The following is a 24,600-nucleotide window of genomic DNA, read 5'->3' as shown; positions in this document are numbered from 1 at the left end:
TCCGCTGCTCGGCCCGTCGCGTACTCCCAGAAACGCCGACGTCCGGCGCTACCGCGGGGCGTCCTCTTCGTGGACGCGCCAGGTGAACAGGCTCTCGAAGACGTAGTTGACGAGCATCGCCACCGCGATGGCGCCGCCCTTCACGACCACCAGCCAGAGGTCCACGCCCGCGACGGCGAGTTCGACGGACACGCCGTAGAACACGGCCACGAACAGCGCGTACTGGAGCGTCGACCCGCCCGCTCGGACGACGTGCGAGCGGAGCAGGCGGCGCCCGACCGAGCGACTGTCGCTGTCGCCCTGCCCGGCGAACGTCCACGACTCGTTGACGGCGAACATCACGAGAATCGCGGTCTCGATGCTCGCGACGTTCGCGACGGCCGCCGGAAGCCCGACGACCTCGGTGAGCACCACCAGCGTCGTGATGTCGAAGACGGCGCCGATGGCGCCCACGGAGACGAACTGCCCGAACCGCACGGTCGACACCAGCGACTCGAAGCGGTCGGGCACGGCGCGCCGGAGTCGGTCGTCGATGCTCATCGTTCCCGCTCCACGAGCGACGTCGGGTTCTCGCGGCGCGCCGCGATGGCCGCGTGCAGTCGACTGTCACTGAGCAGTTTCGCGCGGTGCCGCGCCGCCAGCAGCGCGCTGAACAGCGCGAACGGCGTCCGAATCGGCGACACCGTCGACCCGGGCTTGTCCTCCCAGGTCAACGGCACCTCCGCGACGCGCTCGCCGAGCGCGCCGGCGATGGCGACCAGTTCCACGTCCCACGCGAACCCCGGCTCGTAGAGGTGCTCGCGAACGCGCCCCCAGGAGTCGGCCGTGATGGCTTTCGCGCCACACTGGTAGTCGTAGAGGTCGACCGCGAGCAGCCTACCGGCGAGCCACGCGAACCCGTCGCCGAGGAACCGGCGCGCGAACGTCTGATGGCTCGTCACCTCCGCGTCGGGGTGGCGCCGCGACCCCACCGCGAGGTCCGCGCCGCCGTCCACGACCGCGTCTACGACACTCGAAAGCGACTCGGCGTCCGTGCTGCCGTCCGCGTCCGCGAACACCAGCACGTCCGTGGAAAGCGCCTCGAAGCCCGCGGTGACCGCCGCGCCCTTCCCCCGGCGCTCGGACGCCACGTGCACAGTCGCGTCCGTCTCCCGGAGCGCGTCGACGGTCGACGCCGGCGCGGCGTCGAGTTCCACGCGGAGTTGCTCCGGGTCGAGTGTCTCCCGGAGCGAATCGAGGTACTCGACCAGCACCTCGACGTCGGGCTCGTATGCGGGAACCACGATCCCCACAGATTCCATTACTCGATGCGAGTCGACCGAACGGTATGAGTTTCGTGGTATCGCTGCGGGAAGTTGTTAGCGTTGGCGTCGTTGTTGACGGCAACACCTGAAAGCCCTCGCGCGCCTCGCGCACGCTCAGCGACCACGGGCTTCGCCCGCGAGCCACGCTCGCCCTTTCAATCCGCCAGGGTAGCGGTTGACGAAGCGGTTGAAACGTCGGTGGCTGGCTAATCAGTAGAAAATTCGGTGGCCGCTCAGACTCTCGCTACCGTTCGAACGTGATCGCGCCGCCTTGTCCGAAGCCGACGCAGAGCGTGGCGAGACCCTTGTCGGCGTCGCGCTTTTCCATCTCGTGGATGAGCGTGACCGGGAGGCGCGCGCCGCTCGCGCCGAGCGGGTGGCCGATGGCGATGGCGCCGCCGTTCACGTTGAACTTCTCGGGGTCGACGCCGAGTTCGTCACGGGCGTAAACGGTCTGGGACGCGAACGCCTCGTTCAACTCCACGAGGTCGAACTCGTCGATGGACTCGCCCGTGCGCTCGAGGAGGCCGCGGGTCGCCGGCACCGGACCGATGCCCATGACCTCGGGGTTGACGCCCGCGACGTTGTGGTCGCCGACGTACGCGAGCACGTCCAGGCCGTGGTCCTGCGCGAACGCCTCGCTCGTCACGAGCGTCGCGGACGCGCCGTCCGAGATCTGACTCGAGTTCCCGGGCGTCACCGTGCCGTCGCTCTTGAACACGGTGGGGAGCCCCTGCAGGGCCTCCATCGTCGTGTCGCGGCGGATGCCCTCGTCCTCCTCCACGAGGCCGTCCTCGGTCTCGATGGGCACGATCTCGTCGTCGAAGCGCCCCGAATCGGTCGCCTCCGCGGCGCGCTGCTGGCTCTGGAGCGCGTACTCGTCCTGTTGCTCTCGGCTGATGTCGTAGCGCTCCGCGACCTCCTCGGCGGTCATCCCCATCTGGAGTCCGGGGACGTTGTACAGCTCCGCGAGCCCCGGGTGAAGGTGCTGGTAGGAGTCACCGTCCATCGGCACGCGGCTCATGTTCTCCACGCCGCCCGCGATGATGGCGTCGCGCTGGCCCGCGCGGATGGCGTCCGAAGCCCGCATGATCGCTTCCATCGAGGACGCACACCAGCGGTTGATCGAGGCCGCGGGCACGTCCTCGCCCAGCTCGGAGAGCAACGCGATGACGCGTGCGACGTTGTTGTCCTGCTCCTTGCGCTGTTGGGCGACCCCCCACTGCAGGTCGTCGACGTGGTCGCTCGTCAACCCGGTCTCGTCGAGGATGTGGTCGATGAGCGGCACGGAGAGGTCCTCGCTACGGGTGTCGGCGTAGACGCCGCCGTCTTTCCCCTGCGGAGTTCGGTACGCCGCTGCGATGACCGGAGTGGTGTCGCCTGCCATACCTCACACTCACGCACGCCGACCTATAAACCTCTCACAACCGGACGCCCGACGCTCGCTGTTTACTCGTTGGCGCTCGCATTCCCGAGAGTCTCGCTCGCTACGCTCGCTCACGGTTCACTACGTTCACCGTTCGCGGTTCCGTGGTTCTCACTCACTCCCACCGTCAGAGCAAAGCTCTGACGAGCTCTCGTTCGCCTTCGGCTCACGAGAACTGCGGTCGTTCGCTCCGAACCACGCACGCTCCAACTCTCGCTGCTCGCGGCTCACTGCGTTCGCCGCTCACACATTCGGAGGCTCCTCGCTCTGCTCGGAGCCTCCCGTTCCGGAAAGCGTTTACCCTCACCCCTCGCTAACCCATGATATGTCTCGGTCCCGGGACGCCGGCCGGGAACGCGCGTTCACCGCGCTCGTCGGCGTCACCGCGCTCGCCCTCCTCGCGCGCCTCTGGAACCTCGGCTGGCGGGTCGCCCACCAGGACGAGGGACGGGTCGCGCACTGGACGCTCCACTACATGGACGTCGGCGTGTGGGAGTACCGCCCCATCATCCACGGGCCGTTCCTCCCGCACGTCAACGGCGTCGTGTTCAGCCTGCTCGGTCCGTCGGACTTCACGATGCGCCTCGTGGTGGCGCTCATCGGCGGCCTGCTGCCGCTGTCGGTGTGGCTCTACCGCGAGCACCTCCGGAACGCCGAACTCGTCGGCGTCGCCGCGTTCCTCGCCGCGAACCCCATCCTGCTGTACTACTCGCGGTTCATGCGCAACGACCTCCTCGTCGCGGCGTTCATGTTCGTCGCCGTCGGCCTGTTCGTGCGCGCCTACGACACCGGGAAAGCCAGGTATCTGTACGCCGCCGCGCTCCCGTTCGCCCTCGCGTTCACCGCCAAGGAGAGCGCGATGCTGTACGTCGTCTGCTGGGTCGGCGCGCTCGCGCTGATCCTCGACGGCCGACTCTCGCTCGCCCGCGTCCGCGACGCCTCCCGAATCGACGCCGCCACGGAGTACGCAAAGCGCACGCTCCGGGCGGCCTGGAACCGGAAACTCCACGTCGCGCTCGCGTCCGTCGAAGCCGCCATCGTCGTCGTCGCGTTCTACGCCCCGAAACCCGACCTCTACCGCGCGCTCTCGAACCCCGAGCGCCTCCCGGCGGTCGTGAGCGCGGCGACCCTCGGCACCTGGGAGAAGTTCCTCGGGCGCTGGGGGTCGACGAACCACCAGGCCCACTCCTACATCGCGTACCTCGAACACGACCTGAACGTGCTCGTTGCGGGCGCGCTCGCGCTCACCGCCTTTGCCGTGCTCGGCTTCCTCCACGAGCGCTACGCAACCGAACGCCCGCGCGCCGTCGTCTTTCTGTCCTTCTTCTGGGGGCTGTTCGCGCTGTTCGGCTTCCCGGTGGTGATGGACATCACTGCGGGGTGGACGCTCGTCAACTCGGTCGTCCCGCTCGCGCTCCCCGCCGGCGTCGGCGTCGGCGTCGTGGTCTCCTACGGCCGGGACGCGGTCGCGAACGACAACGCCGCGGGTGCGCGCGCCGCCGCAGTCATCCTGCTCGTCGCCGCCGCCGGCACCGGCGCCGTCGCCGCCCAGACGACGTACGTGAACGCTCAGGGACCGGACAACCCGCTCGTGCAGTACGCCCAGCCTGCCGGCCACATGAAGCCGACGCTCCACGACATCCGGGACCTGTCGGCGAGCAACGAGGGCGTCGACGTGATGTTCTACGGGTCGAACTGGAACGCCGACGACGACCTCCGGCGCGACCTCGAATTGAACAACACGTACGGCGGGTACGCCGGCTGGTTCGACCGACTCCCGCTCCCGTGGTACCTCGAGGTCTACGGGTCGAACGTCTCCAGCACCACCCATACGGAGGAGATTCTCGAACACGACCCGCCCGTGGTCGTCCTGGTCGCGGACGAGACGAACGACCTCGAGGTCGACCTCACGGAGCGTGGCTACCGGCGCGTCGTCCACCAGGGCTTCCAGTACGCAAAGCCCGTCGTCTTCTACGTCCGGGAGAACGCGTCGGCGTGAGCGCTCCGTCCTCCGGCCCGCAGACCTGTCCGAATGTCGACGCGCTTAAGCGGTAGCGGTGGGTAGTTCGCGGCTAGTGACTACCGAGGCGCTCGACGTGGTGGAATTCCTCCTGACCGCTCGCGTCTACGACCGCCACCCCGAACTCGACGAGAACGATCTCCCGCCAGCCCACCGAAGCGCGCTCTGGGGCGACGACGGCGTCCCCCGGCCGCCGACGGTGAACGAGGAGTCGGCGAGCGAGGCGACCGGCCTCACCGACCCCTGGGAACCGGTCTCGGGGCTGATGTTCACCGACCGGGATTCGTTCTCCGGGCAGTTGAAACTCGTCGACGACGACATGGCCGTCGACTGGTACGTGGAGCACGCGGACGCCGAGCGGGTGTTCCAGAACCCCGCGATGGCGTTCGTGCTCGACGACGAGTTCGACGTGGACTACGAGGACGCCCGAGAGGCGAATCGCTCGGTGCAGGCCGACCCGCAGTGGATCGACGGCCTGCTCGCGGAGTACTTCGACGAGGAGGACGAGGAGATGCTCGACCTCGTGGAGGTTCGGTCGCCCGCCGACATCGAGGTGACCCTCGACGACATCGTGCTCACCGAGGAGCAAGAAGAGGAGATGTCGAAGGTCGCGAAGGCCATCGAGCACCGCGACTACCTCGCCACCATCGGCCTCAGCGAGATCGGGAAGCTGCTGTTCGTCGGCCCACCGGGAACCGGGAAGACCTCGACAGCCCGTGGACTCGCCCACCAGCTCGACCTGCCGTTCGTGGAGGTCAAGCTCTCGATGATCACGAGCCAGTACCTCGGCGAGACCGCGAAGAACGTCGAGAAGGTGTTCGAGGTGGCCAAACGGCTCTCGCCCTGTATCCTGTTCATGGACGAGTTCGACTTCGTCGCGACGACGCGCACGGGCGACGAGCACAACGCCATCAAGCGCGCCGTCAACACGCTCCTCAAATCCATCGACGAGGTGAGCCTGGTGAACGACGACGTCCTGCTCATCGGCGCGACCAACCACCCTGACGAACTCGACGCGGCGGCGTGGCGGCGCTTCGACGAGATTCTCTCCTTCCCGCGTCCGGACGAACTGATGCGCGCGGACATCCTCCGCATCGTGATGCGGGACATCGAGGTGGAGAACTTCGCCCCCGAGGAACTCGCCGCCGAAACCGAGGGACTCACGGGCAGCGACCTTCGTCTGGTGCTCCGGGAGGCCGTCCTGGACGCGCTCGTGGAGGACCGCCGCACGCTCACCCAGGACGACCTGCTGGCGGCCATCGAGGACTTCGAGGACCGCGACCACCTCCGCAACCTCGACACCCTGGAGGACGCGCTGAACGGCGACGGCGAATCCTCGGACGCCAGCGGCCACGCGGACCACGACCACGCAGGGCACGCGGACGGCGGACACGAGCACGAGTAACGGATAGACCAGTCTGACACGGGCACCCGTTCTGCATCTGCTCTCGAGGCGGTCAGTGATTCTTGTTGCCGGTGGATGACGGACTCCTGTCTCCGGACTGGTAACGCTGCCCCGCCACGAACGTTTCATCTGAACAATGATAACTGTAAACTTGGCTGGCCTGAATTCCGTACCGTGAACAACCCGGTAACGCGACGCGAGGCGCTCGCCACCGGGGCCGTAGCGGTTGGTTCAGTCGCCGGTCTCTCGGGGTGTCTCAGCTGGGGCGACTCCCGCGTGCAGTGGACGTTCGAGATGGGACTCCCAGTTCCGGGCCGTGCGATGGTGGTCGAGAATTTGGTGTACGTCGCGTCGCACGACGGCTTTGTTCGTGCCCTCACGGTCGACGATGGAACCGAGCGTTGGCACTTCGATACCGACACGGACCTTCTCGGTGGGCCCTCCGTGGTTGGCGATTCACTGTACATCGGGACGTACAATGGAACGCTGTACGCTATCGACGCCGGAGCGGGGACGCAGCAGTGGCGGACATCGACGGCTGGGAAGATAACTCATGAACCCGGGGCGACACCGACGCGAATCGTCCTCGGCGGCGGTCCGGTCTACTCGTTCACGTCTGGCGGCGACCGAGAATGGACGTTCGACCGAACGCACGGCTACGCCGCGCCACACATCACTGAGAACCGAGTTATCATCGGGACGGCGAAAAGTGGGACGTTCGCGCTCGACGTTGCCACCGGGACACTCGATTGGCACGTATACGAGTCTACCTACGTGACGCCGAAACTAACGGTGGCTGGCGACCTCGTGGTGATCGGGTATCGGAGTAGTGGCGTCGTGGCGGTCGACCGCCAGACCGGGGAGCGCCGCTGGGAGGTGCCTGAGGTTGGCCACGTCCGCGCTCGTCCAAGGGTCATGGACGGGGTCGGTTACGTTGGCGATGCGTCCGGTGTGCTGTACGCGATAGACCTCCAGGAGGGGGAGGTACAGTGGCGACACGAATCGAGGGGTCCCATCCCGTCGACACCGACGATTGGCAAGGACGGCCGCATCCTGTACTTCTGTAGCGATCAGCGAGTTGTGGCGTTCGACATCCAGAAGCGGGAGGTGGTGTGGAAGTCGGGTCGACTCGGTGCGTTGTTGTTCACACCGCCAGTGCTCGTCGAGGACGGATTGCTGGTCAGTGGGGGTGGCGAGAAGTTGTACAAACTCTCCCGGTGAACTACTGGGGCCGCGGCAGACCCCACTGCTTTAGATGCCGCCGGCCGTCGCGCTACCTGATGCAGGTCACGCTGCTCGGCACGGGCGACACCACCGGGACGCCGACGCCGAACTGCGATTGTGCCACCTGCGAGGCCGCCCGCGAGCGCGGCATCGAGCGCACCCGATTCTCCGTCCACGTCGAGGACGAGTCCACGGGAGATTCACTCCTGCTGGATTTCAGCCCGGACTTCCGCCGACAGTTCCTCCGCGAGGACGTCCCGCTGCCGGACGCGGGCGTCGTGACGCACGTCCACTTCGACCACCTCGACGGCCTCGGGAACGCGAATCGATTGTTCGACGACCTGCCGGTGTACGCCGCGAACGAGACCGACCCGGAGACCGGCGAGAGTGTCGCGGAGACGGTCGCCCGCAAGTTCGACTACCTGGGCGCGCTGGACGCGCGTGGCGTCGCACCCCACGAGACATTCGAGGCGGCGGGGTTCGACGTGACGCTCGTGCCCGTCGACCACCCGCCGCTGCTCTGCTACGGCGTAGTCGTCGAGCGGGACGGGGCAACACTCGCGCTCTCCGGCGATACGACATACAATATTCCTACGCAATCGCGAGACGCGATGCGGGACGCCGACCTCCTGCTCGCGGACGGCATCGTCCCGGCGAGCCTCTGCGAGCATCACCCGCTGGGCGGCAAACACGAGGGCTCGGACGGCGTCCCGCGAACGTTCGGCACGAAACACATGACCCGGGAGGGCGCGCTCGCGCTGGGTGAGGACCTCGACGCGAGTGAGACGCGGGTCGTCCACGCCGCGCACTTCTACCCCGGGGCGGAGGCGTTCGCCGACGAGATCGCGGTAGACGGTGAGACGTTTCGTCTCTGACCGGTGCACGGTGGGGCGTACCAGCTACGACGTTCGCGGCACATCGACGCCGTCGACGACCTACGTGAACCGGCCGAGTCCCGACTGCCGACGGCGGCCGCCGGCGTCGGCGCGCCACGCGGTGTTGCGCTCGCGTTCCGCGTCGAGGTCGGTGACTGGTGCCTTCTCGTCGTCCACCGGGTTGTAGCCCGGACACTCGGGTCCGCACTCTGCGGCAGCGTCGACGAGGCGGTCCTTGTACGCGCAGAACGGAAGCGTCTCGGTGTCGGCTTCCGCTGCGGACTCGTGCTCGGTACACGCCGGCAGGTCGTACGTTCGCCATCCCTTCCCGAACGCGCGCTCGGCGATACGCAGACGCTGGCGGGCCTTCGCGTCCGCCGTGACCGGTCGGACGTCGGTCCGCCCCGGTTTCGAGTCGAGCACCTCGAGGCCGGGTCCAGCCGAGTCGAGTCGCTCGGGTTTCCGAATCACCTCGATGGGGCTGTCGACCGGGTCGTCGGCGCCGCTGGTCGAAGCGTCCTCGTTCTCGAAGTTCACGCGCCACACGCCGACTGCGTCGGGAAGGCGGTTCAGATGAGCGCGCGTGACGTGGGACTCCGTGGCGACGACGGCGTAATCCAGCACCCCGAGGCTGGCGTCGTGGCGGGTCTGCCACTCCAGGTCGCCGGGGCGCCCGAGGTCGGGTTTGTTCTCCACGCCGACCAGTCCGCCGACCCAGTCTGGGTAGCGGCCGGTCTGCCGGACGACCGTCTGGCCGTTCTGTCTGTCGAGTTCGAGGAAGCCCGCTTCGCGGCCGCGCTCCGCGAGTCGGCGGGCGCGCTCCGGCGGGTCGTCGAAGACGCTCGTGACGCGCCGGAACCGGCCGACGCCGACCTCGGCCTCGATGGCGGGCAGCGGGATAGCGTCGCTCGCGAGCGCCACGCGCGTTTCGAACTCCGGCCCGGGGAGCACGCAGACGGTGTCGACGATGCGGCCGCCCGCGGCGTGTACGCTCGTGCCGAGTTGCCGGGCGACGACGCCCGCGTCGGCGTTGCCCGGTTCGCCGGCGCCGTCGTCGCTGGCGAGTCCCGGCACACCGCCGGCTTCGAGGCGCGCGCACAGTCGGAGTTCGAACCCGAACTCTCGCATCACCCGGTGGTAGGCGCGTCGGGGGGAAAAGCGGCGCGCTCAGTCGGTCGCGATGACGGCGGCGACGGCGCCGCCGAGCACGATGGGGAAGAGGTAGGTCGCGCCGCGGTGGACGAGCACCGCAGCGGCGACGGCGCCGGCGGACACCGGCGTGAGCGTGGCGAGGACGAGCACGTAGAGGGCCTCGACGCCGCCGAGGCCGCCCGGGAGCGGGGCTGCCGCGGCGAGGTCGCCGACCGGAATCGCCACCAGCACGACCGACAGCGGGACGACGTAGCCGAGCGCGAACAGCGACGACCAGAGAGAGGCCACGAGCGCGAGCCACCCGAGCGCCGAGTAGCCGACCGCGACCGCGAGTCCCCGGCGGTCGGCGGCGACGCGGTCGATGGCGACGAAGAACCGATCCACACGCTCCTCGATGCCGCTCGCGTCCGGCGCGTCGAACTGCGGAACGACGCGACCGACCGCGTGGACGATGGGCGTGACGACCCGCGCCACCCCCGCTTCGACGCGCTCCCGGTTGCGCCACCCGAAGTACGCCGCGATGGGGAGGCCGACCGCGAGCACGCCGACGACGCCGGCCACCATGGTGAGGCGCCGAGTGAGCGCGGCGGTCGCCCCGACGTAGCCGATTCCGAGAACGCCGAGCGTGAGCGACGGCACGAAGTGGATGGCGTCCACGCTCGAGATGGCCGCGAACCCGGTGTCGTACTCGATGTCCGTCTCGTTCGAGATGAGGTACGCGCTGAACGGTTCGCCGCCGGCCTGGCCGAACGGCGTGACGTTGTTCGCGAACGTCGTCGACGCGTAGACGGCGATGGCCCGCGGCACGCTGAGGTGTTGGCCGAGCACGCCGAGCACCGTCCGGAGCGAGAGCGCCCACGAGGTCAGCCAGACGATCGCCGCGGCGGCGACGAGCAGAATGCGTTGTGGGTCCGCGCGCCCTAGTGCAGTGATGACGTCGTTCACGCCCACGACGTAGACGAGTCCGGCTGTCACTGCGATCGCCGCGACGAATCCGACGACGACCGCCCGAACGTCCACTGGTCCGTCCACGGCCCCAGTACCATCCCGACGACGATGTACCTGATGGGCGAACACTGGTCTGGCCGTCCCGACTGGCTGACTCGGGTGGCTGCACGCAGGATGGACCCACCGGGCCAGCGTTCGAGCCGAGTCTGTCGAAGCGACCGGTGTTCGAGACGAGCCTGTAACAGTAGGTTTATCAGTCGCTCGGGGCGAAATTCACGCAAGATTACTCTGTGAACATGGCAGACAACAACCGACAACCGGAGGTGAACATCGGACTGGTGGGTCACGTGGACCACGGCAAGACGACCCTGGTCCGCGCACTCAGCGGTGAGTGGACCGACCAGCATTCCGAGGAGATGAAACGCGGCATCTCTATTCGCCTCGGGTACGCGGACGCGACGCTGCGTCGCTGTCCAGAGGCCGAGGAGCCCGAGTGTTACACGGTCGAAGAGACGTGCTCCGAGCACGACGTCGAGACGGAGGTGCTCCGCACCGTCTCGTTCGTCGACGCGCCCGGACACGAGACGCTGATGGCGACGATGCTCTCGGGGGCATCCCTCATGGACGGCGCGGTGCTGGTCGTCAGCGCCAACGAATCGGTGCCCCAGCCCCAGACCGAGGAGCACCTGATGGCGCTCGACATCATCGGCATCGAGAACGTCGTCATCGCCCAGAACAAGGTCGACCTCGTGGACGCAGAGCAGGCCCGCGAGAACCACGAGCAGATACAGGAGTTCGTGGAGGGCACCGTCGCGGAGGACGCGCCGGTCGTCCCCGTCTCCGCGGAGGAGGAACTCAACCTCGACCTGCTCATCGACGCACTCGAGCGCGAGATTCCGACCCCGGAACGCAACCCCGACGCGGACGCCGAACTGTACGTCGCGCGGTCGTTCGACATCAACCGCCCCGGGACCACCTGGGAGGGGCTTTCGGGCGGCGTGCTCGGGGGCAGCCTCGTGCAGGGCGAACTCGAGGGCGGCGACGAACTCGAACTCCGTCCCGGCCGCGAGGTCGAGGAGGGCGGGCAGTCCGAGTGGCGCCCCATCACGACCGACGTCCGGAGCCTGCAGGCCGGCGGTGAGACCGTCGACACCGTCTCGCCGGGCGGCTTGCTCGGCGTCGGGACGGGTCTCGACCCGAGCGCCACGAAGGGCGACGCGCTCGCCGGCCAGGTCGCCGGTCCGCCGGGTTCACTCCCGCCGGCGTGGGACTCGTTCACGATGGATGTCGACCTGCTCGAGCGCCTCGTCGGCGCCGAGGAGGGCGAGGAGATCGACCCCATCAACACCGGCGAACCGCTGATGCTCACGGTCGGCACCGCCACCACCGTCGGCGCGGTGACGAGCGCCCGTGACGAGGAATGCGAGGTCGAACTGAAGCGGCCGGTGTGCGCTCGCGAGGGCGCGAAGATCGCCATCAACCGCCGCGTCGGCGCGCGATGGCGGCTCATCGGCGTCGGCACGCTCACGGAGTGATGCGGGTCGCCATGGACGCCAACGCGCTGATGATGCCGGTCGAGTTCGGCGTGCGGGTCTTCGAGGAGTTGGAGGACCTGCTGTCGGACTACGACCCATTCGTCCCCGCCGCCGTCGTCGCGGAGCTGGAGAAGCTCGCGACTCACGGCGGCGAGGAGGGGACGGCGGCGAGCGTGGGGGCGGACCTGGCGGCGCGCTGCGAGACCGTCGAGACGGACGCATCGTACGCTGACGACGCGCTGCTCGAACTCGCCACGACCGGCGAGGTCGACGCCGTCGTCACGAACGACGGCCCACTGAAAGACCGGGTGCTCGACGCGGGCGTTCCGGTAATTCATTTAAGGGGTCGGAATCAACTCACAACCACTCAACCATAGATGTACAAGCGAGCACGCCTGAAGGACACGATCGAGGTTCCGCCAAAGCACCTCGGAGACGTGGGTACGGACCTCGTCAAGCGCCTCTTGCAGGACAAACTCGAGGGCCGGATGGACGAAGACATCGGGAGCGTCGTCACGATCACCGAAGTTCACGACATCGGGGACGGTGCTGTACTGCCGAACCGCCCCGGCGTCTACTACGACGCCGAGTTCGACGCGGTCACGTTCGACCCCGAGATGCAGGAAGTCGTCGACGGCGAGATCGTCGAAGTGGTGAGCTTCGGCGCGTTCGTCGGCATCGGGCCGGTCGACGGACTCCTGCACGTCTCCCAGATCTCCGACGAGTACCTCGCGTTCGACGAGGAGAACCAGCAACTCGCGTCCCGCGAGTCGAACAACGTCATCGGCACCGACGACGCGGTCCGCGCCCGCATCGTCACGAAGAGCATCGACGAGCGCAACCCCCGTGAGTCGAAGATCGGACTCACCGCGAAACAGCCCGGGCTGGGCAAGCACGGGTGGCTCCGGGAGGAGCGCGAGCGAGAGCAGGAGGCCGAGTAGATGGCGTCGAACCGACTCGCCTGCCGGGACTGCCACCACATCGTCGAGCCCGACGAGGACGTCTGCCCCCACTGCGGGTCGAACACGCTCACGGAGGACTGGGCCGGCTACGTCGTCATCACGCACCCCGAGACCTCCGAAATCGCCGAGAAGATGGAGGTCGAGGAGCCGGGCGAGTACGCGCTGAAGGTCAGATAGTGCCTCGCGCGGTCGCCACGCTCCCCGAGGACGCCCGCGCGGCGTTCCGGGAGCCACTCGGCCCCGTCTACGAGGACGCGGAGCGACTGCTTTCTGCCGCCGGGAGCCCGGTCATTGCGGTCGGTGACGTCGTCACGTACCACCTGGTCAACGCGGGTGCGCCGCCGGACGTCGCGGTCGTAGACGGGAAGACCGAGCGCGAGGCGGTCACAGAGGCGGTCGCCGGTGGGATGCCCGAGGCGGACCGCGAGGTGGCCGTCGAGAGCGATGCGGCGACCGTCTCCGCGGCACTGCTGTCGGCGCTCGTCGACGCAATCGGCGCCGACGGCACGACGCTCATCCGGGTGACGGGCGAGGAGGACCTCGCGACGTTGCCCGCCGTGCTCGCTGCGCCCGTCGGCGCGAGCGTCGTCTACGGCCAACCCGGGGAGGGGATGGTGCTCGCGAACGTCACCAGCGAGCGCACGGAGCGAGTACGGGAGCTCTGTGAACTGCTGGAGACCACCGAGGAGTTCTGGTCGCTGCTGGAGAACTGACCGGGCTCGTCGGTTCGCGAGTGGTGAGTTGGCTCGAAACTGCCGTGACGGGTCGTTCGAAATCCTTTTACTGATTTCGCGTTCATATACGAACAACTGACCATGGAAATCGAAATTCTGGATCAGGAGGGCAACCCCCTGCTCCACCGGACGGAGGTCAAGTTCGAGATCACGCACGAGGAAGCAACGCCGTCGCGTCTGTCGGTTCGAGACAGTCTCGCGGCGAAACTCGACAAGGACTCCGAGGAGGTCGTCGTTCACGAGCTCGGCACGAAGTTCGGGATGCGCACGACCGTCGGGCGCGCGAAGGTGTACGACTCCCCGGAGGAGGCCACTGAGGTCGAGCAGGACTACATGCTCGAGCGCAACAAGATCGGCGCCGACGAGGACGCCGACGCGGAGGAGGCCGAATAATGCCCCGGAGCGACTACTACGAGGACGGCGAGGTCGCCAAGGAGACGTGCCCGCGCTGTGGCGACACGTTCCTCGCGGACCACGGTGACCGCCAGCACTGCGGCCAGTGCGGTTACACCGAGTGGGAGTAAGGCCGTAGATGCGCGTTCTCGGAATCGAGGGCACGGCGTGGTGCGCGAGCGCGGCGCTGTACGATTCCGAGGCAGACACCGTTTCTATCGAGTCCGACGCTTACCAGCCAGAGAGCGGCGGCATCGACCCGAGCGAGGCCGCCGAGCACATGCGCTCGGCGATTCCCGCCGTCGTGGAGCGGGCACTCGAGCACGCTGACGGCGAACTCGATGCAGTTGCGTTCTCCCGGGGGCCGGGTCTCGGCCCCTGCCTGCGAATCGTCGGGACGGCCGCGCGAGCGCTCGCCCAGGCCCTGAACGTGCCGCTGGTCGGCGTGAATCACATGGTTGCGCACCTCGAAATCGGGCGCCACCGCTCGGGATTCGACGCGCCGGTCTGCCTGAACGCGAGCGGCGCAAACGCCCACGTCCTGGCGTACCGGAACGGCCGCTATCGCGTGCTCGGGGAGACGATGGACACCGGCGTCGGGAACGCCCTGGACAAGTTCACGCGCCACGTCGGGTGGAGCCACCCCGGCGGCCCGAAGGTCGAGGAGCACGCCGAACGCGGCGAGTACGTGCCGCTGCCGTACGTCGTGAAGGGAATGGACTTCTCGTTTTCCGGCATCATGAGCGCCGCCAAGCAGGAAGTCGATTCGGGAACGCCGGTCGAGGACGTCTGCCGGGGCCTCGAAGAGACAATCTTCGCGATGCTGACGGAGGTCGCCGAGCGCGCGCTCTCGCTGACGGGCCGCGACGAACTCGTTCTCGGCGGAGGCGTCGGGCAGAACGCCCGCCTGCGTGGGATGCTCAGGGAGATGTGCGAGGCCCGCGGCGCGGAGTTCTTCGCCCCAGAACCCCGGTTCCTGCGGGACAACGCTGGGATGATCGCGGTGCTCGGCGCGAAGATGGCCGACGCGGGAGACACCCTCGAAATCGAGGATTCGGCGGTCGACTCGGACTTCCGCCCGGACCAGGTGCCCGTGACGTGGCGCGCGCCCGACCCGCCGCCCGTCCGCGACGGTGAGACGGTCCGCGGCGCGGAGGCCACCGTCACTTTCGACGACGGCACCGTGACGAAAGCCCGGATTCCCAAGCAGTACCGCCACTCGGACCTCGACGCGCGCCTGCGCCGCGACCGCACCGTCCTGGAGGCCAGGTTGACGAGCGAGGCTCGCCGGCACGGCGTCCCGACGCCGCTCGTCCGCGACGTGGACCTGCCCGAGGCGACCATCGAGTTCCAGCGCGTCGGGGACAGTGACCTCCGGGACGCCGTCGACGAGGCGGGCGTCAGGGCGGTGGGACGCCACCTCGCGACCATCCACGACGCCGGGTTCGTCCACGGTGACCCCACTACTCGGAACGTACGGGTGACCCAGTCAGATGCGGACGACCGTGTGTTCCTCATCGACTTCGGCCTCGGCTACTACACGGACGACGTCGAGGACCACGCGATGGACTGTCACGTCTTCGAGCAGAGTCTCGTCGGCACCGCCGACGACCCCGAATCGCTCGCGCTCGCGTTCGAGGACGCCTACCGCGCCGCCGGCGACGACGCAGTCCTCGACCAGTTGCGCACCATCGAGGGCCGTGGTCGATACCAGGCAGGCGCGAACTGACGGTGCCCGCCCAAACTGATTTGACGCATTACGACGAACGGTTACCACATGCCTGACAGACCCACCAGCGGCGAACTGTTCGGAATTCCGTACAACTTCGACCGCCCGAAACTCAGCCGGGTGCTCTCCTCGTACTGGCAGCCCGGCGAGGGGATGCTCGTCGAGAAACCCTTCGGCATCGGTTACACGCTGAACCTGGCGAACGCGCGGTCGTGGATAGTGCTCGCGGTCGCCGCGGCGCTCCTCTGGCAGGAGAGTGAGAGCGAGTCGCGCGAACAACACGACGACGAGTCCGTCGAGGTCGTCGTCGACGACTGAACGACGCCTCGACCCGTTCCGCCGGCTCTCGGCCGCGCCGCAATCGACGCACCCAACTCGCGGGAGCGCGAGCATCTGGACGTGCAACCGCTTCGCTTCGTCACCACCAACTCCGGGAAGGTGCGGGAGGCAGAGGAGTACCTCGAGGGCCGCTACGACGTCGAGCAACTCGACTACGACTACACGGAGATACAGAGCGACAGCCTCGCGGACATCGCGGCCCACGGCGCGCGCGAGGCCTTCGACGCCCGCGACGACGACGTCCCGGTCATCGTCGACGACGCCGGTCTGTTCGTGAACGCCGTCGGCGGGTTCCCCGGGCCGTACTCCTCGTACGTCGAGGACACGCTCGGCGTCGAGCGCGTCTGGCGGGTCGCGGAGACGCTCGACAACCGCCGCGCAGCGTTCCGCTGTACGGTCGCGTTCACCGACGGCGAGACAACGGAGACGTTCGACGGCGCGGTCCAGGGCCGCATCGTCGCGCCGCGGGGCGACGGCGGGTTCGGCTACGACCCCATCTTCGAGCACGACGGCGAGACGTTCGCGGAGATGAACACCGAAGCGAAGAACGCGCTCAGCCACCGCGGCCGGGCGCTCGCGAAACTCGCTGACTGGCTGGCCGAGCGCTGAACGCCGACCGAGAACAGCTACTCGCGGGGGTCGCGGTCCGGGCCGGGGTACTCCCCGCCCACCACCTCGGGGTAGAGCCGTTCGGGATCGAACAGCGTCGCGAACCCGTCAGGTGGTTTCACGCTGACGTCGACGCGCTCTTTCAGCTTCATCCCAGTTCTGGCCGAGCCGAGCGCCTCGTCGTACGTGAGGACGTGCGCTGCGTCGCCGTGGTACGCCGCGGCGAGCGCCGGATGGTCGCCCTCCGGGTGTTCGACGAGCGTCGCGAGCGACTCGACGCGCTCGCGCCAGTCGGCGGCGAGGCCGGCGTCGCCGAGTGCTTCGACCACCGACTCGGCGTCGTCGAGCAGCGGTTCGCTCACAACGAGCTCCACCCACGAGTGCGAGCGCACGCAGTCGAGCGCGCGCCGCGCGTCCCCGTCCACGAAGACGTCCGCGGCGAGCACGTCGGCGTCGGCAGCGACGCGCGCCGGATGCACGTCTGCCTCGCGGTCACCCATCGCTCTCGCCTCCGGTTTCATCGCTTCCGGTCCCGTCGCTTCCTGTCCTGCTGCTTCTGGTCCCGCCGTTTTCGGGGTCTTCGCGCCGGTCGTCGAGCGCGGCGCGGACGTCCTCGACGCTCGCGCCGCACTCGCTCGCGCGCTCGAATAGGTTTCTCCAGGTCGTCATCGGGGACACGTTCGGGTTCGCGCGCCTACTCTGTTGTGGCGACGAGGCCCCGAACCTCCTCGCGGTACGCCTCGGGCGTCAGCCCGAGGTCGATGTTCACCGTCACCGAGATGGCTTCCGAAAGCTGCTTCGTCGTCGTCTTCGCGACGTTCTCCGCGGGGTACGCGCCGCCCGCGACGACGACGTAATCGCCCTCGTTCCACACCGCGAGGTCGCCCGCGACCGAGATGGCGTCGACGTCGAGTGTGAGCGTCTTCCCGCCAGCGTCGTAGGTCATCTCCTCGACGGGGAACGACGACTCGTACGTGGTGAGACTCGCTGTCGCGCCGGAGTCCGTCTCGAAGTCCTGCTCGCCCGTCTTCGTGACCTCGACCAGGCCGGCGTCTCGCATCCGCGCCTCGAACTGGTCGCGCGCTGCCGTTTCCGTCCGATTGAGAACTTCCTTGCGGCCGATGGCCGCCGGGAGGTTGTTGAGGTCCGGCGAGAAGTTGATGTGGGACGCCGCGAAGATGGCGAGGTCGCCCTGGATGCGGCCGAGGGTCTTCTCCTCGACGGACTTCGCGAGTTCCGCGTCCGTGTACGTGAGCGTCGTCGACTTCCCGGTGACCGTCATCGGGCCGTAGGACTTCTCGAACACCGTCTGCTCCGTGCGGTCGGTCTGCTTCCAGCCACCGTCCGACAGCGCCTGTTCGGGGATGCTCGGCGGCGCGACGCTGCCGGCAGCGGTCGAACATCCGGCGAGCGCGCCGAGTCCGGCGATGCCCGCTGTTCCGAGAAATGTGCGACGTCTCATGGACAGTACTGTACATTCTCGTGGTTTGTGTCTTCCGCTACGTGGTAACTGTCCAACGTGAACCGGGCTGGCGGACTGCGTCGGCGCTCTGTCTGACAAATCTTTATGGTCGAACCGCGAGTTCTGCCGACTGGACGCGCGGAGTGTACTCCTCCCCACTCCCGCCGCGCGTTCTGCACTCCCCACTCCCTTTCCGTACTTTCGTTCGCGAGCGAGCAGCATAGAGGCGGACCTCTGCGTTCGACATTGCTGTCGCTCCGCAGATGGCCACTCGGAAAAAGCCTAGGCCGGAATTTGAATCCGGAGCGGGACGGTTCTGCTCGGCTCACTGCGTTCGCCTGTGCGGACTGCGACTCGCAGGGATTCAAATCTCGGTCGGCGGTTCTTTCACTCGGGAACGCGGAGATGAAACTCCGCGTTCGATGCCGTTCGAGAAAGAGCCTAGGCCGGAATTTGAATCCGGGGTCTCGTCCTTACCAAGGACGCGCTTTACCGCTAAGCTACCCAGGCACGCATTCATAGCAAGGCGGGGGTTCGTCTTTATTCGTTTCGATTCGGTGGCCCGGCCGACGATGCCTGCCGGATGAAGACGCGGACCTTCCCACAAGGTATCCAGAACCGTGTAGCAGGTATCTACTGCCCGTAGGCCGTTCATTCTTAACCCGGTGTCGGGCGCAGTCGAAGGTATGGCGGCGCAGAAGGCGATACAGTCGAGGGGGACGGAAACGGGAGCGTACCGGATTCGGTGGTACGAGAACCGGGACCGGGCGGCGTTCCTCGACCTCTACCGGTTGGCGTTCAGCGACTGTTCGGACTCGTGGTTCGCGTGGAAGTACGAACAGAACCCGTACGCCGACGACGTCCCCGTCGTGGTCGCCGAACGCGACGGGGAGATCGCCGCCGTCCGCCCGTACGTCCCGCTCCCGCTGCGACTGGGCGACCGAACGGCCACCGTTCACCAACTCGTCGACCTGGTCGTCCACCCCGACCACCGCCGCAACGGCCTGATGGCCGACCTCTCCCGCTGGCTGAAGACCACCTGCTGGGACGACGCCGCGGCGACGATCACGTACGCCACGGAGGCGGCGCGCCGGGGCGTTCTGAAGATGGACACCGAACGCTGGACCGACCACGGTCTCGGCGAGTTCGTGAAGTACGAGCGAATCAACGATATCGAGGCGTTCGTCGGGACAGACCAGTCGCTTCCGGTCCGGGTCGGCGCGACAGCGGCGACCCCTGCCTACCGGATGCGGAACCGCCTCCGGGACCGCTTCGCCGCCGGCGATTCGACCGTCACCGTCACCCGCCACGAGGCGGTTCCCGTCAACCTGCTCTCGGAACTGTACGAGGCGACACAGCCCGCGACGGCGCACGTGGAGCGCGGCGCCACGTTCTACGGCTGGCGTTTCGCGGAACCCGGACGGGAGTTCGTGACCTACGTCGCGGAGCGCGACGCGAAGCCGGTGGCCGCGGTCGTGGTCAGCACCGACCACGACCCTGGCACACCGTCGACCGCTAACCTCGTCGAGGTGCTTCCGCTCGATGGTGGTTCCGAGTCGGCCGACGCCTTCTCCGCGTTGCTCTCGCGGATCACGGCCGACTACTCGTGGATCGACCACCTCTGCGCGGCGGGCGGGACGATTCCGCCCTCGGTGTTCGCCGCGCACGGCTTCGAGCGCGCCGACACCTTCCCGATTTCACGGTTCGTCGACCCCATCTATCGGCTCGTCTGCCCGCTCGGCGCGGTGGCCGACGACCCCGGCGCTACCGCACGTCTCACCGGCGAGCACGACTGGATGACGTCGCTGTGCATCCGGCTGCTGGGCTGACGGTTGGGAGTCGACACTCGCCGGAGTGAGTATCGAAAACGACTGTCGTGGGTGTTCGTTCCGCGTCAGTAGTCGCCGACTGACGTCGGACTGACGGGGTCGTCGGCCGTGGGGCCGGCGACGCGGGAGAGCACGTCCTCCGCGTCCCGAGGGAGCCCCTCGCTGGCGTCCGGGAGCGGCGGCGCGTCGCTCGCGGCAACGAGGCCGACGACGTACTGCCGGAGCGCGGTCGGCGTCTCCCCACCGTCGGCGGTGCTGCCGGCGATGGCGGCGAGTTCGAAGACGTTCGACTCGAGGCCGCTGACGTCAGCCGGATCGGCGGTCTGCTCGCGCCCGAATTCGCGAACGGTCTGGACCGCCTGGCTGGCGGCCTCCGTGCGCGCGAGCGTGCGGAAGCCCCGGGCGACGAGTACGTCCGCGGCGAGCACGTCGAGGTCGTCGTCGGGGTCAGCGGCGTCGGTGTCCGCCCACGGCTCGTCCTCGACGAGGCCCCGCGTGACGCGTAGTCCCTCGTAGATCAACTGGACGCCGGCGGCGCGCTCGGAGACGGCTCTCGAGGTGGCGCTATTGGCGGCGACGCGGGCGGTGAGAATCACGAGTGCCCCCGGGAGCATCGAGGACGACGCGACGTGGTCGTCGATGACTGCCCGGAGTCCGTCGGGTTCGATGTCGCCGACGGCGTCCCGGGCGGCGGTCCGCGCCTGCTCGGCCTCCTCCATCGAGCGGAGGTTTCGGCGGGAACGGCAAAGACCTTTGGAAACCGCGAGCACACTCCGGTATGCTCCGAATCGAGGACGAGAACGACGTCCGCGTAATCGCGCTCGACCGCCCGGAGCGCCGGAACGCGCTCACGCCGGCGGGACTCGACGACCTCCGGGACGCGGTTACAGACGCCGACCAGCCGGTCGTGTACGTGCACGGCGTTGGCGACGCGTTTTGCGCCGGCGCGGACCTCGACGCGGTTCGCGGTCTCGCTGGCGGCGACAGCGAGACGGCGGCGGCGTTCGCGCGACGCGGCCAGCGGACGATGAACGCCATCGAGGACGCGGACAGCGTCGTGGTTGCGGGCGTCGACGGCGCGGCCCGCGGTGGCGGGGTGGAACTCGCGCTGGCCTGCGACCTCCGGGCGTGCACGCCGGATGCGACGTTCGCGGAGACGGGCGTGGCGCTCGGGTTGTTCGGCGCGTGGGGCGGGACGCGTCGGCTATCCCGGGCGGTCGGTGACACGCACGCTGCAGACCTCTCGCTGTCCGGGCGGACGGTCGACGCCGAGGCCGCCCGCGGGATGGGGCTCGTGTCCCGCGTCGTCCCCGCTCCCCGCGAGGTCGCAGACGAGGTTGCTGGCAACGACGCGGCGGCGCTCCACGAACTGAAGCAGTTGCTCGCGGGGGGCGACGACTCCGGCGTGAAGGGCAGCGAGCAGGCGGACCGCGAGGCGTCCGACCGCGCGGAGGCCGAGGCGTTCGGCAGACTGCTCTCGAACGACCCGTTCTAGTCAGCTAGACAGTCCGGGTGTATTCCGTAAATTCGACCGCTCAGGGCGCTGGCGGCATCGCGCGCTTGTGCTCGCTGCGCTCGTAGAGCTCCCGAACCCGCTGCACGACGGATTCCTCGACGCCGAGGTGTGTGGCGGTCGCGGCCGCGGGAACGCCGCCGTCGACGTGGATGGCGAGCACCGCGTCGATGGTGTCGTAGCCGACGCCCATCTCGTCCTCGTCGGTCTGGCCCTGCCAGAGGCCCGCAGTCGGCGTCTTCGCCACGAGGTCCTCGGGGACGCCGAGGTCGCGGGCGAGCTGTCGGACCTGCATCTTGTAGAGGTTCCCGATGGGGTTGCAGTCGACGGCCTGGTCGCCGTACTTCGTGAAGTAGCCGGCGAGCGCCTCCGTGCGGTTGCCGGTGCCGAGCACGAGACCGTCCTCGTGGTTCGCCACGAGGTAGTTCAGCACCGCGCGGGTGCGCGCTCTCGCGTTCCCGACGGCGAGTCGGTCGCCTTCGGCGGCCGGGTACGCCTCGGTGAGCAGGTCGACGAACGGGTCGATTTCGACGACGTCGTACTCGATGCCGAGGTCCTCGGCGACGCGCTCGGCGTCGCTCATGTTCTCGCCCCTGGACGCCGACCCCGGCATCACGAGGCCGTGGAGCGCGTCAGCCCCGAGTTCGTCGACTGCGAGGTGTGCGACGGTCGTGGAGTCGATGCCGCCGGAGAGGCCGAGCACGCAGCGCTCCGCGCCCGCGCTCTCGACGGTGTCACGGAGGAACGTCTGGATGCGGTCGCGGCGCTCGGCGAGTTCGTCCTCGGAGAACCGAAGGTCGAGTGGCTCGACGGTGTCGGGGCCGGTCATGCCGGACGTTCGCCCGGGCGCGACTAAAAGCCACGCGCTCCCCCCGGATTCGTGGACGAGCGTTCAGTTCGGGGAAGCGCTACGTTCAAGTGTCGCCCCGGATAAATCGCAGACGAAGCACCTCTGCGCCCGCGCTGGTGGTGAGGCGAACTACGTTCGCCGATGCACAGCGCAAGTGTGGCGAGCGCTGGTGGTGAACAAACCCAACGGGTTTGCGAGCCTCAGCGCGCGAGCGAAGCGATGCGCGCTGGTGGTCTAGTGGTAGGACATGAGCTTCCCAAGCTCATAGCCCGGGTTCAATTCCCGGCCAGCGCATTTCGCAGTCTCACTCCGTTCGACAGCTCGTGCGCTGGCCGACCTCACGTTCGCTACACTCACGTGAGTCCCGGCCAGCGCATCTCCCGGTCTCATTTCGTTCGTCTGCCTGCCGCGTTCAGAACGCTTTTCGTCGTCGTCACGCACCTCCCGACAGTGAGTTCCCTGGACCTGGTCGCCGCTCGTGAGTTCGTCCGCGAGGAGCACACCGGCGTCGTCACGCGTTTGGATTCGTGCGCGGACGCGGTCGCGGCGTCGTGGGGCGCCGACAGCGTCGAGGACGCCGGGGCGATAGCGACGCCGCTGGAGGGCTGCCTCGACGAGGCGGGTGTTCTCGACCGACTACCCGACGTGCTTGCAGGCGCGGTGGACGCGGCGGGCGCGGAGTTGGCGGCCTCGCCGGTGGCCGCGCCGCCGTACGTGGTGGTGACGAGTCGCGGGGTGGTGCTCCGTGCAACCGTCGACGCCGGCCGTCTCGTGGTTCGGGTCGACGCGTTCCGCGTGACCGAGGACGGGCGCTACGAGCGCGCGGAGACGACGGTGCGGGCGGCGGTGCGGTAGTCCGTGTACACAGTCCGTCAGTGTCGACGCGCGCCACAGTACGGCGGCGGCACAGCGGGCGGTCGGACGGCTACGCGTAGTGTTCGTCGAGGTACGCGATGATGTCTTCTGCCTCGTACACGCTCTCCTCGCGGTCAGTGTCCACGAGGAACGGAATCTGGTCCTCGCCGCCGATCGCCGAGAGCTCGTGGTGGGTCTGTTCGTTCGTGACGTCGCCGCCTTCGTCGCCCGGGAACCGGGGGTTGTGCGCGACGTACGAGAGGCCGAGTTCGGAGAGCCTCGCTCTCGCCTTCTCGGAGTGCGGACAGCTCTCGGACTGGTACAGTTCCAGCATGGTCGAGCGTACGCCGGCGAGTCACGTAACGGCGACGGCCGCACCGAGCGACGAACGACGTCAACGGACGGCTGGATAGCGCTCTCGGTGGACCCACTCGCGGAGGCGCTCGGCCCCGCTGGCGTCGTACCGGAGCGGTCGCCGCCACCAGGGTCCCTTCCCGGAGTCCGCCGACCACTCGGTGACGGCACGATTGGCGTCCGTCCCGCTCGCGCTACTCAGCGGAACCGCGCGGTCGTACAGCCGTGAGCTTCCGGCCCCGGCGAGCACGACGGCGGCGTCGAACGACTCTCGTGCGAGGTGTGCGTTCCCCGCGTACCGCTCGCGCTCGGCTGTCGGCAGGTCGCGGAACGCGTCGCCCGAGACGGGGTCACGGGCGAGTTCGAACTCGCCGATGACGTACGCGCCCCAGTCGGCGGCCATCCAGTCGGCGCGGTCCGCGGGCGCGTCGAGCGTGGCGTAGAAGTACACTCGGTCGCCCGCCGAGAGGTCCAGCAGCGGCCGGGCCTTCACGCCGTACGGGTCGCCGTAGGTGTAGCGGTCACAGCACGCGTACTCCGCGAACGTCGGGTCGAGGTGGACCGGCGTGTCGCGGCGGTCCGCTGGCACCGAGAGCGGCAGGTCGAGGTCGGCGTACGTCGGCACCGGTTCAGTGGTGGGTTCAGTTTCGGGTATTGGTACGTAGACGAACGACCCGTCGGCCCGGAGCGGGCCGCGAAACCCCGGCTGGTTGGTGTTCGCGCCGACGTTGACGGCGACCGCTCGCGGCCCCGCGTCGTTGTCCGTCACAGGTACAGGGTCTCCGCGCACTCCCGGCAGAACCGGTATCCGGTCTCGTTGTCGGCGCCGCAGCTCGGGCACGTCGTCACGCCCGGGTCGTCCTGTTCGCGCTGGGGCGGCGTCTCGGGAGGCAGTAGTCTGTCGCTTTGGACCGCCGACTCGGTCGCGTCCGCGGTGTCGACGTCGTCGCTCTGGAGGCGCCGCCAGACGGCAATCTGGAGGAGCGCGACGAGCGCGACGGCGACCACGAACAGCCCCCACTCCATGGTTCGTGTTAGCACGCGAATCCTATTCAGCCTTGCCCACGCCGGGTCAGAATCAG

The 24,600-nt window shown here is 68.4% G+C and carries 30 protein-coding genes and 2 tRNA genes; 18 read left to right on the top strand and 14 right to left on the bottom strand.

All coding sequences use genetic code 11. The features are described from left to right. Window positions 1-48 precede the first annotated feature (48 nt). The 3 genes from LT970_RS11645 to LT970_RS11635 form a co-directional block, all read right to left on the bottom strand. Window positions 49-540, bottom strand: coding sequence for a GtrA family protein (locus LT970_RS11645; RefSeq protein ID WP_232686644.1), 492 nt, complete (start codon window positions 538-540; stop codon window positions 49-51). Next, entirely contained in the window at window positions 537-1,301 is a 765-nt protein-coding gene (locus LT970_RS11640; RefSeq protein WP_232686643.1) for a glycosyltransferase, read from the bottom strand. The genes LT970_RS11645 and LT970_RS11640 overlap by 4 nt, the downstream gene beginning before the upstream one ends. Window positions 1,302-1,548: 247 nt before the next feature. After that, window positions 1,549-2,691, bottom strand: a complete 1,143-nt coding sequence (locus LT970_RS11635) for a thiolase family protein (protein WP_232686642.1) — start codon at window positions 2,689-2,691, stop codon at window positions 1,549-1,551. Window positions 2,692-3,055: 364 nt separating this feature from the next. Between LT970_RS11635 and LT970_RS11630 the strand changes: the two genes are divergently transcribed. The 4 genes from LT970_RS11630 (at window position 3,056) to LT970_RS11615 (ending at window position 8,254) form a co-directional block, all read left to right on the top strand. Then, window positions 3,056-4,729 carry a flippase activity-associated protein Agl23 gene (locus LT970_RS11630; RefSeq protein ID WP_232686641.1) on the top strand — a complete coding sequence of 558 codons (1,674 nt, stop codon included), beginning with the start codon at window positions 3,056-3,058 and terminating at the stop codon, window positions 4,727-4,729. 76 nt (window positions 4,730-4,805) lie between these two features. Next, a complete protein-coding gene (locus LT970_RS11625; protein WP_232686640.1) occupies window positions 4,806-6,155 on the top strand; it encodes an ATP-binding protein in 1,350 nt (449 codons plus the stop codon). Between the two features lie 174 nt (window positions 6,156-6,329). Beyond that, complete coding sequence (locus LT970_RS11620) at window positions 6,330-7,376, top strand: outer membrane protein assembly factor BamB family protein (RefSeq protein WP_232686639.1); 1,047 nt, start codon at window positions 6,330-6,332, stop codon at window positions 7,374-7,376. A 59-nt stretch (window positions 7,377-7,435) separates the two neighbouring features. Next, window positions 7,436-8,254, top strand: coding sequence for an MBL fold metallo-hydrolase (locus tag LT970_RS11615; RefSeq protein WP_232686638.1), 819 nt, complete (start codon window positions 7,436-7,438; stop codon window positions 8,252-8,254). A 60-nt stretch (window positions 8,255-8,314) separates the two neighbouring features. Here LT970_RS11615 and LT970_RS11610 read toward each other — a convergent pair whose 3' ends face one another. Together LT970_RS11610 and LT970_RS11605 are read right to left on the bottom strand one after the other, a co-directional pair. Beyond that, window positions 8,315-9,382, bottom strand: a complete 1,068-nt coding sequence (locus tag LT970_RS11610) for a DUF5787 family protein (RefSeq protein ID WP_232686637.1) — start codon at window positions 9,380-9,382, stop codon at window positions 8,315-8,317. A 39-nt stretch (window positions 9,383-9,421) separates the two neighbouring features. Further along, window positions 9,422-10,426, bottom strand: a complete 1,005-nt coding sequence (locus LT970_RS11605) for a lysylphosphatidylglycerol synthase transmembrane domain-containing protein (protein WP_232686636.1) — start codon at window positions 10,424-10,426, stop codon at window positions 9,422-9,424. A 224-nt stretch (window positions 10,427-10,650) separates the two neighbouring features. On the opposite strand from LT970_RS11605, the gene LT970_RS11600 reads away from it, so the two are divergent. The 10 genes from LT970_RS11600 to rdgB all read left to right on the top strand — a co-directional run bounded on the left by LT970_RS11600 (window position 10,651) and on the right by rdgB (window position 16,655). Continuing rightward, the gene (locus LT970_RS11600; protein ID WP_232686635.1) at window positions 10,651-11,889 is read left to right on the top strand and encodes a translation initiation factor IF-2 subunit gamma; all 1,239 of its coding nucleotides are present in this window, start codon (window positions 10,651-10,653) and stop codon (window positions 11,887-11,889) included. 11 nt (window positions 11,890-11,900) lie between these two features. Beyond that, window positions 11,901-12,266 carry a type II toxin-antitoxin system VapC family toxin gene (locus tag LT970_RS11595; RefSeq protein WP_232686634.1) on the top strand — a complete coding sequence of 122 codons (366 nt, stop codon included), beginning with the start codon at window positions 11,901-11,903 and terminating at the stop codon, window positions 12,264-12,266. Beyond that, on the top strand, window positions 12,267-12,830 hold the full coding sequence (locus LT970_RS11590) for a DNA-directed RNA polymerase (protein WP_232686633.1): 564 nt from the start codon (window positions 12,267-12,269) through the stop codon (window positions 12,828-12,830). Beyond that, complete coding sequence (spt4, locus tag LT970_RS11585; RefSeq protein ID WP_232686632.1) at window positions 12,831-13,028, top strand: transcription elongation factor subunit Spt4; 198 nt, start codon at window positions 12,831-12,833, stop codon at window positions 13,026-13,028. Next, window positions 13,028-13,564: a GTP-dependent dephospho-CoA kinase family protein gene (locus tag LT970_RS11580; RefSeq protein WP_232686631.1), complete on the top strand. Its 537-nt coding sequence runs from the start codon at window positions 13,028-13,030 to the stop codon at window positions 13,562-13,564. The genes spt4 and LT970_RS11580 overlap by 1 nt, the downstream gene beginning before the upstream one ends. Before the next feature lie 102 nt (window positions 13,565-13,666). Continuing rightward, on the top strand, window positions 13,667-13,978 hold the full coding sequence (locus LT970_RS11575) for a 30S ribosomal protein S24e (RefSeq protein WP_232686630.1): 312 nt from the start codon (window positions 13,667-13,669) through the stop codon (window positions 13,976-13,978). Next, entirely contained in the window at window positions 13,978-14,109 is a 132-nt protein-coding gene (locus LT970_RS11570; protein ID WP_232686629.1) for a 30S ribosomal protein S27ae, read from the top strand. The genes LT970_RS11575 and LT970_RS11570 overlap by 1 nt, the downstream gene beginning before the upstream one ends. Window positions 14,110-14,117: 8 nt before the next feature. Beyond that, window positions 14,118-15,707: a bifunctional N(6)-L-threonylcarbamoyladenine synthase/serine/threonine protein kinase gene (locus LT970_RS11565; protein WP_232686628.1), complete on the top strand. Its 1,590-nt coding sequence runs from the start codon at window positions 14,118-14,120 to the stop codon at window positions 15,705-15,707. 48 nt (window positions 15,708-15,755) lie between these two features. Then, window positions 15,756-16,025, top strand: coding sequence for a DUF5808 domain-containing protein (locus tag LT970_RS11560; protein ID WP_232686627.1), 270 nt, complete (start codon window positions 15,756-15,758; stop codon window positions 16,023-16,025). An 81-nt stretch (window positions 16,026-16,106) separates the two neighbouring features. Beyond that, entirely contained in the window at window positions 16,107-16,655 is a 549-nt protein-coding gene (gene rdgB, locus LT970_RS11555; RefSeq protein ID WP_232686626.1) for an RdgB/HAM1 family non-canonical purine NTP pyrophosphatase, read from the top strand. 17 nt (window positions 16,656-16,672) lie between these two features. Here the strand turns inward: rdgB and LT970_RS11550 are convergent, their stop codons facing one another. The 4 genes from LT970_RS11550 to LT970_RS11535 form a co-directional block, all read right to left on the bottom strand. Further along, a complete protein-coding gene (locus LT970_RS11550; protein ID WP_232686625.1) occupies window positions 16,673-17,155 on the bottom strand; it encodes a DUF7384 family protein in 483 nt (160 codons plus the stop codon). After that, window positions 17,148-17,324: a hypothetical protein gene (locus LT970_RS11545; protein ID WP_232686624.1), complete on the bottom strand. Its 177-nt coding sequence runs from the start codon at window positions 17,322-17,324 to the stop codon at window positions 17,148-17,150. The genes LT970_RS11550 and LT970_RS11545 overlap by 8 nt, the downstream gene beginning before the upstream one ends. Window positions 17,325-17,349: 25 nt before the next feature. Further along, window positions 17,350-18,117, bottom strand: a complete 768-nt coding sequence (locus LT970_RS11540; protein WP_232686623.1) for a DUF6517 family protein — start codon at window positions 18,115-18,117, stop codon at window positions 17,350-17,352. Between the two features lie 438 nt (window positions 18,118-18,555). Beyond that, a tRNA-Thr gene (locus tag LT970_RS11535) sits at window positions 18,556-18,627 on the bottom strand. Window positions 18,628-18,803: 176 nt separating this feature from the next. On the opposite strand from LT970_RS11535, the gene LT970_RS11530 reads away from it, so the two are divergent. Next, the gene (locus tag LT970_RS11530; RefSeq protein ID WP_232686622.1) at window positions 18,804-19,946 is read left to right on the top strand and encodes a GNAT family N-acetyltransferase; all 1,143 of its coding nucleotides are present in this window, start codon (window positions 18,804-18,806) and stop codon (window positions 19,944-19,946) included. A 65-nt stretch (window positions 19,947-20,011) separates the two neighbouring features. Here the strand turns inward: LT970_RS11530 and LT970_RS11525 are convergent, their stop codons facing one another. After that, a complete protein-coding gene (locus tag LT970_RS11525) occupies window positions 20,012-20,665 on the bottom strand; it encodes a DUF7114 family protein (RefSeq protein WP_232686621.1) in 654 nt (217 codons plus the stop codon). Window positions 20,666-20,724: 59 nt separating this feature from the next. Between LT970_RS11525 and LT970_RS11520 the strand changes: the two genes are divergently transcribed. After that, window positions 20,725-21,441 (top strand): enoyl-CoA hydratase/isomerase family protein, encoded by a 717-nt coding sequence (locus LT970_RS11520; RefSeq protein ID WP_232686620.1) that lies wholly within the window; start codon window positions 20,725-20,727, stop codon window positions 21,439-21,441. Between the two features lie 40 nt (window positions 21,442-21,481). Here the strand turns inward: LT970_RS11520 and LT970_RS11515 are convergent, their stop codons facing one another. Continuing rightward, complete coding sequence (locus tag LT970_RS11515; protein WP_232686619.1) at window positions 21,482-22,288, bottom strand: NAD+ synthase; 807 nt, start codon at window positions 22,286-22,288, stop codon at window positions 21,482-21,484. 244 nt (window positions 22,289-22,532) lie between these two features. On the opposite strand from LT970_RS11515, the gene LT970_RS11510 reads away from it, so the two are divergent. Together LT970_RS11510 and LT970_RS11505 are read left to right on the top strand one after the other, a co-directional pair. Further along, a tRNA-Gly gene (locus LT970_RS11510) sits at window positions 22,533-22,603 on the top strand. A gap of 156 nt (window positions 22,604-22,759) precedes the next feature. Then, window positions 22,760-23,164 (top strand): DUF7988 family protein, encoded by a 405-nt coding sequence (locus LT970_RS11505; RefSeq protein WP_232686618.1) that lies wholly within the window; start codon window positions 22,760-22,762, stop codon window positions 23,162-23,164. Window positions 23,165-23,234: 70 nt separating this feature from the next. On the opposite strand, the gene LT970_RS11500 is transcribed toward LT970_RS11505, so the two are convergent. From LT970_RS11500 to LT970_RS11490, 3 genes are read right to left on the bottom strand one after another with little or no spacing between them, the layout of a single operon-like run. Further along, window positions 23,235-23,498 carry a glutathione S-transferase N-terminal domain-containing protein gene (locus tag LT970_RS11500; protein WP_232686617.1) on the bottom strand — a complete coding sequence of 88 codons (264 nt, stop codon included), beginning with the start codon at window positions 23,496-23,498 and terminating at the stop codon, window positions 23,235-23,237. A 60-nt stretch (window positions 23,499-23,558) separates the two neighbouring features. After that, on the bottom strand, window positions 23,559-24,287 hold the full coding sequence (locus LT970_RS11495) for an Nmad3 family putative nucleotide modification protein (protein ID WP_232686616.1): 729 nt from the start codon (window positions 24,285-24,287) through the stop codon (window positions 23,559-23,561). Beyond that, the gene (locus LT970_RS11490) at window positions 24,284-24,544 is read right to left on the bottom strand and encodes a DUF7577 domain-containing protein (protein WP_232686615.1); all 261 of its coding nucleotides are present in this window, start codon (window positions 24,542-24,544) and stop codon (window positions 24,284-24,286) included. The genes LT970_RS11495 and LT970_RS11490 overlap by 4 nt, the downstream gene beginning before the upstream one ends. Window positions 24,545-24,600 lie beyond the last annotated feature (56 nt).

It is taken from the genome of Halobacterium zhouii, from assembly GCF_021249405.1.
GTDB classification, from domain to species: Archaea; Halobacteriota; Halobacteria; order Halobacteriales; family Halobacteriaceae; genus Halobacterium; species Halobacterium zhouii.
This window is presented reverse-complemented; position numbering and strand designations above follow the sequence as displayed.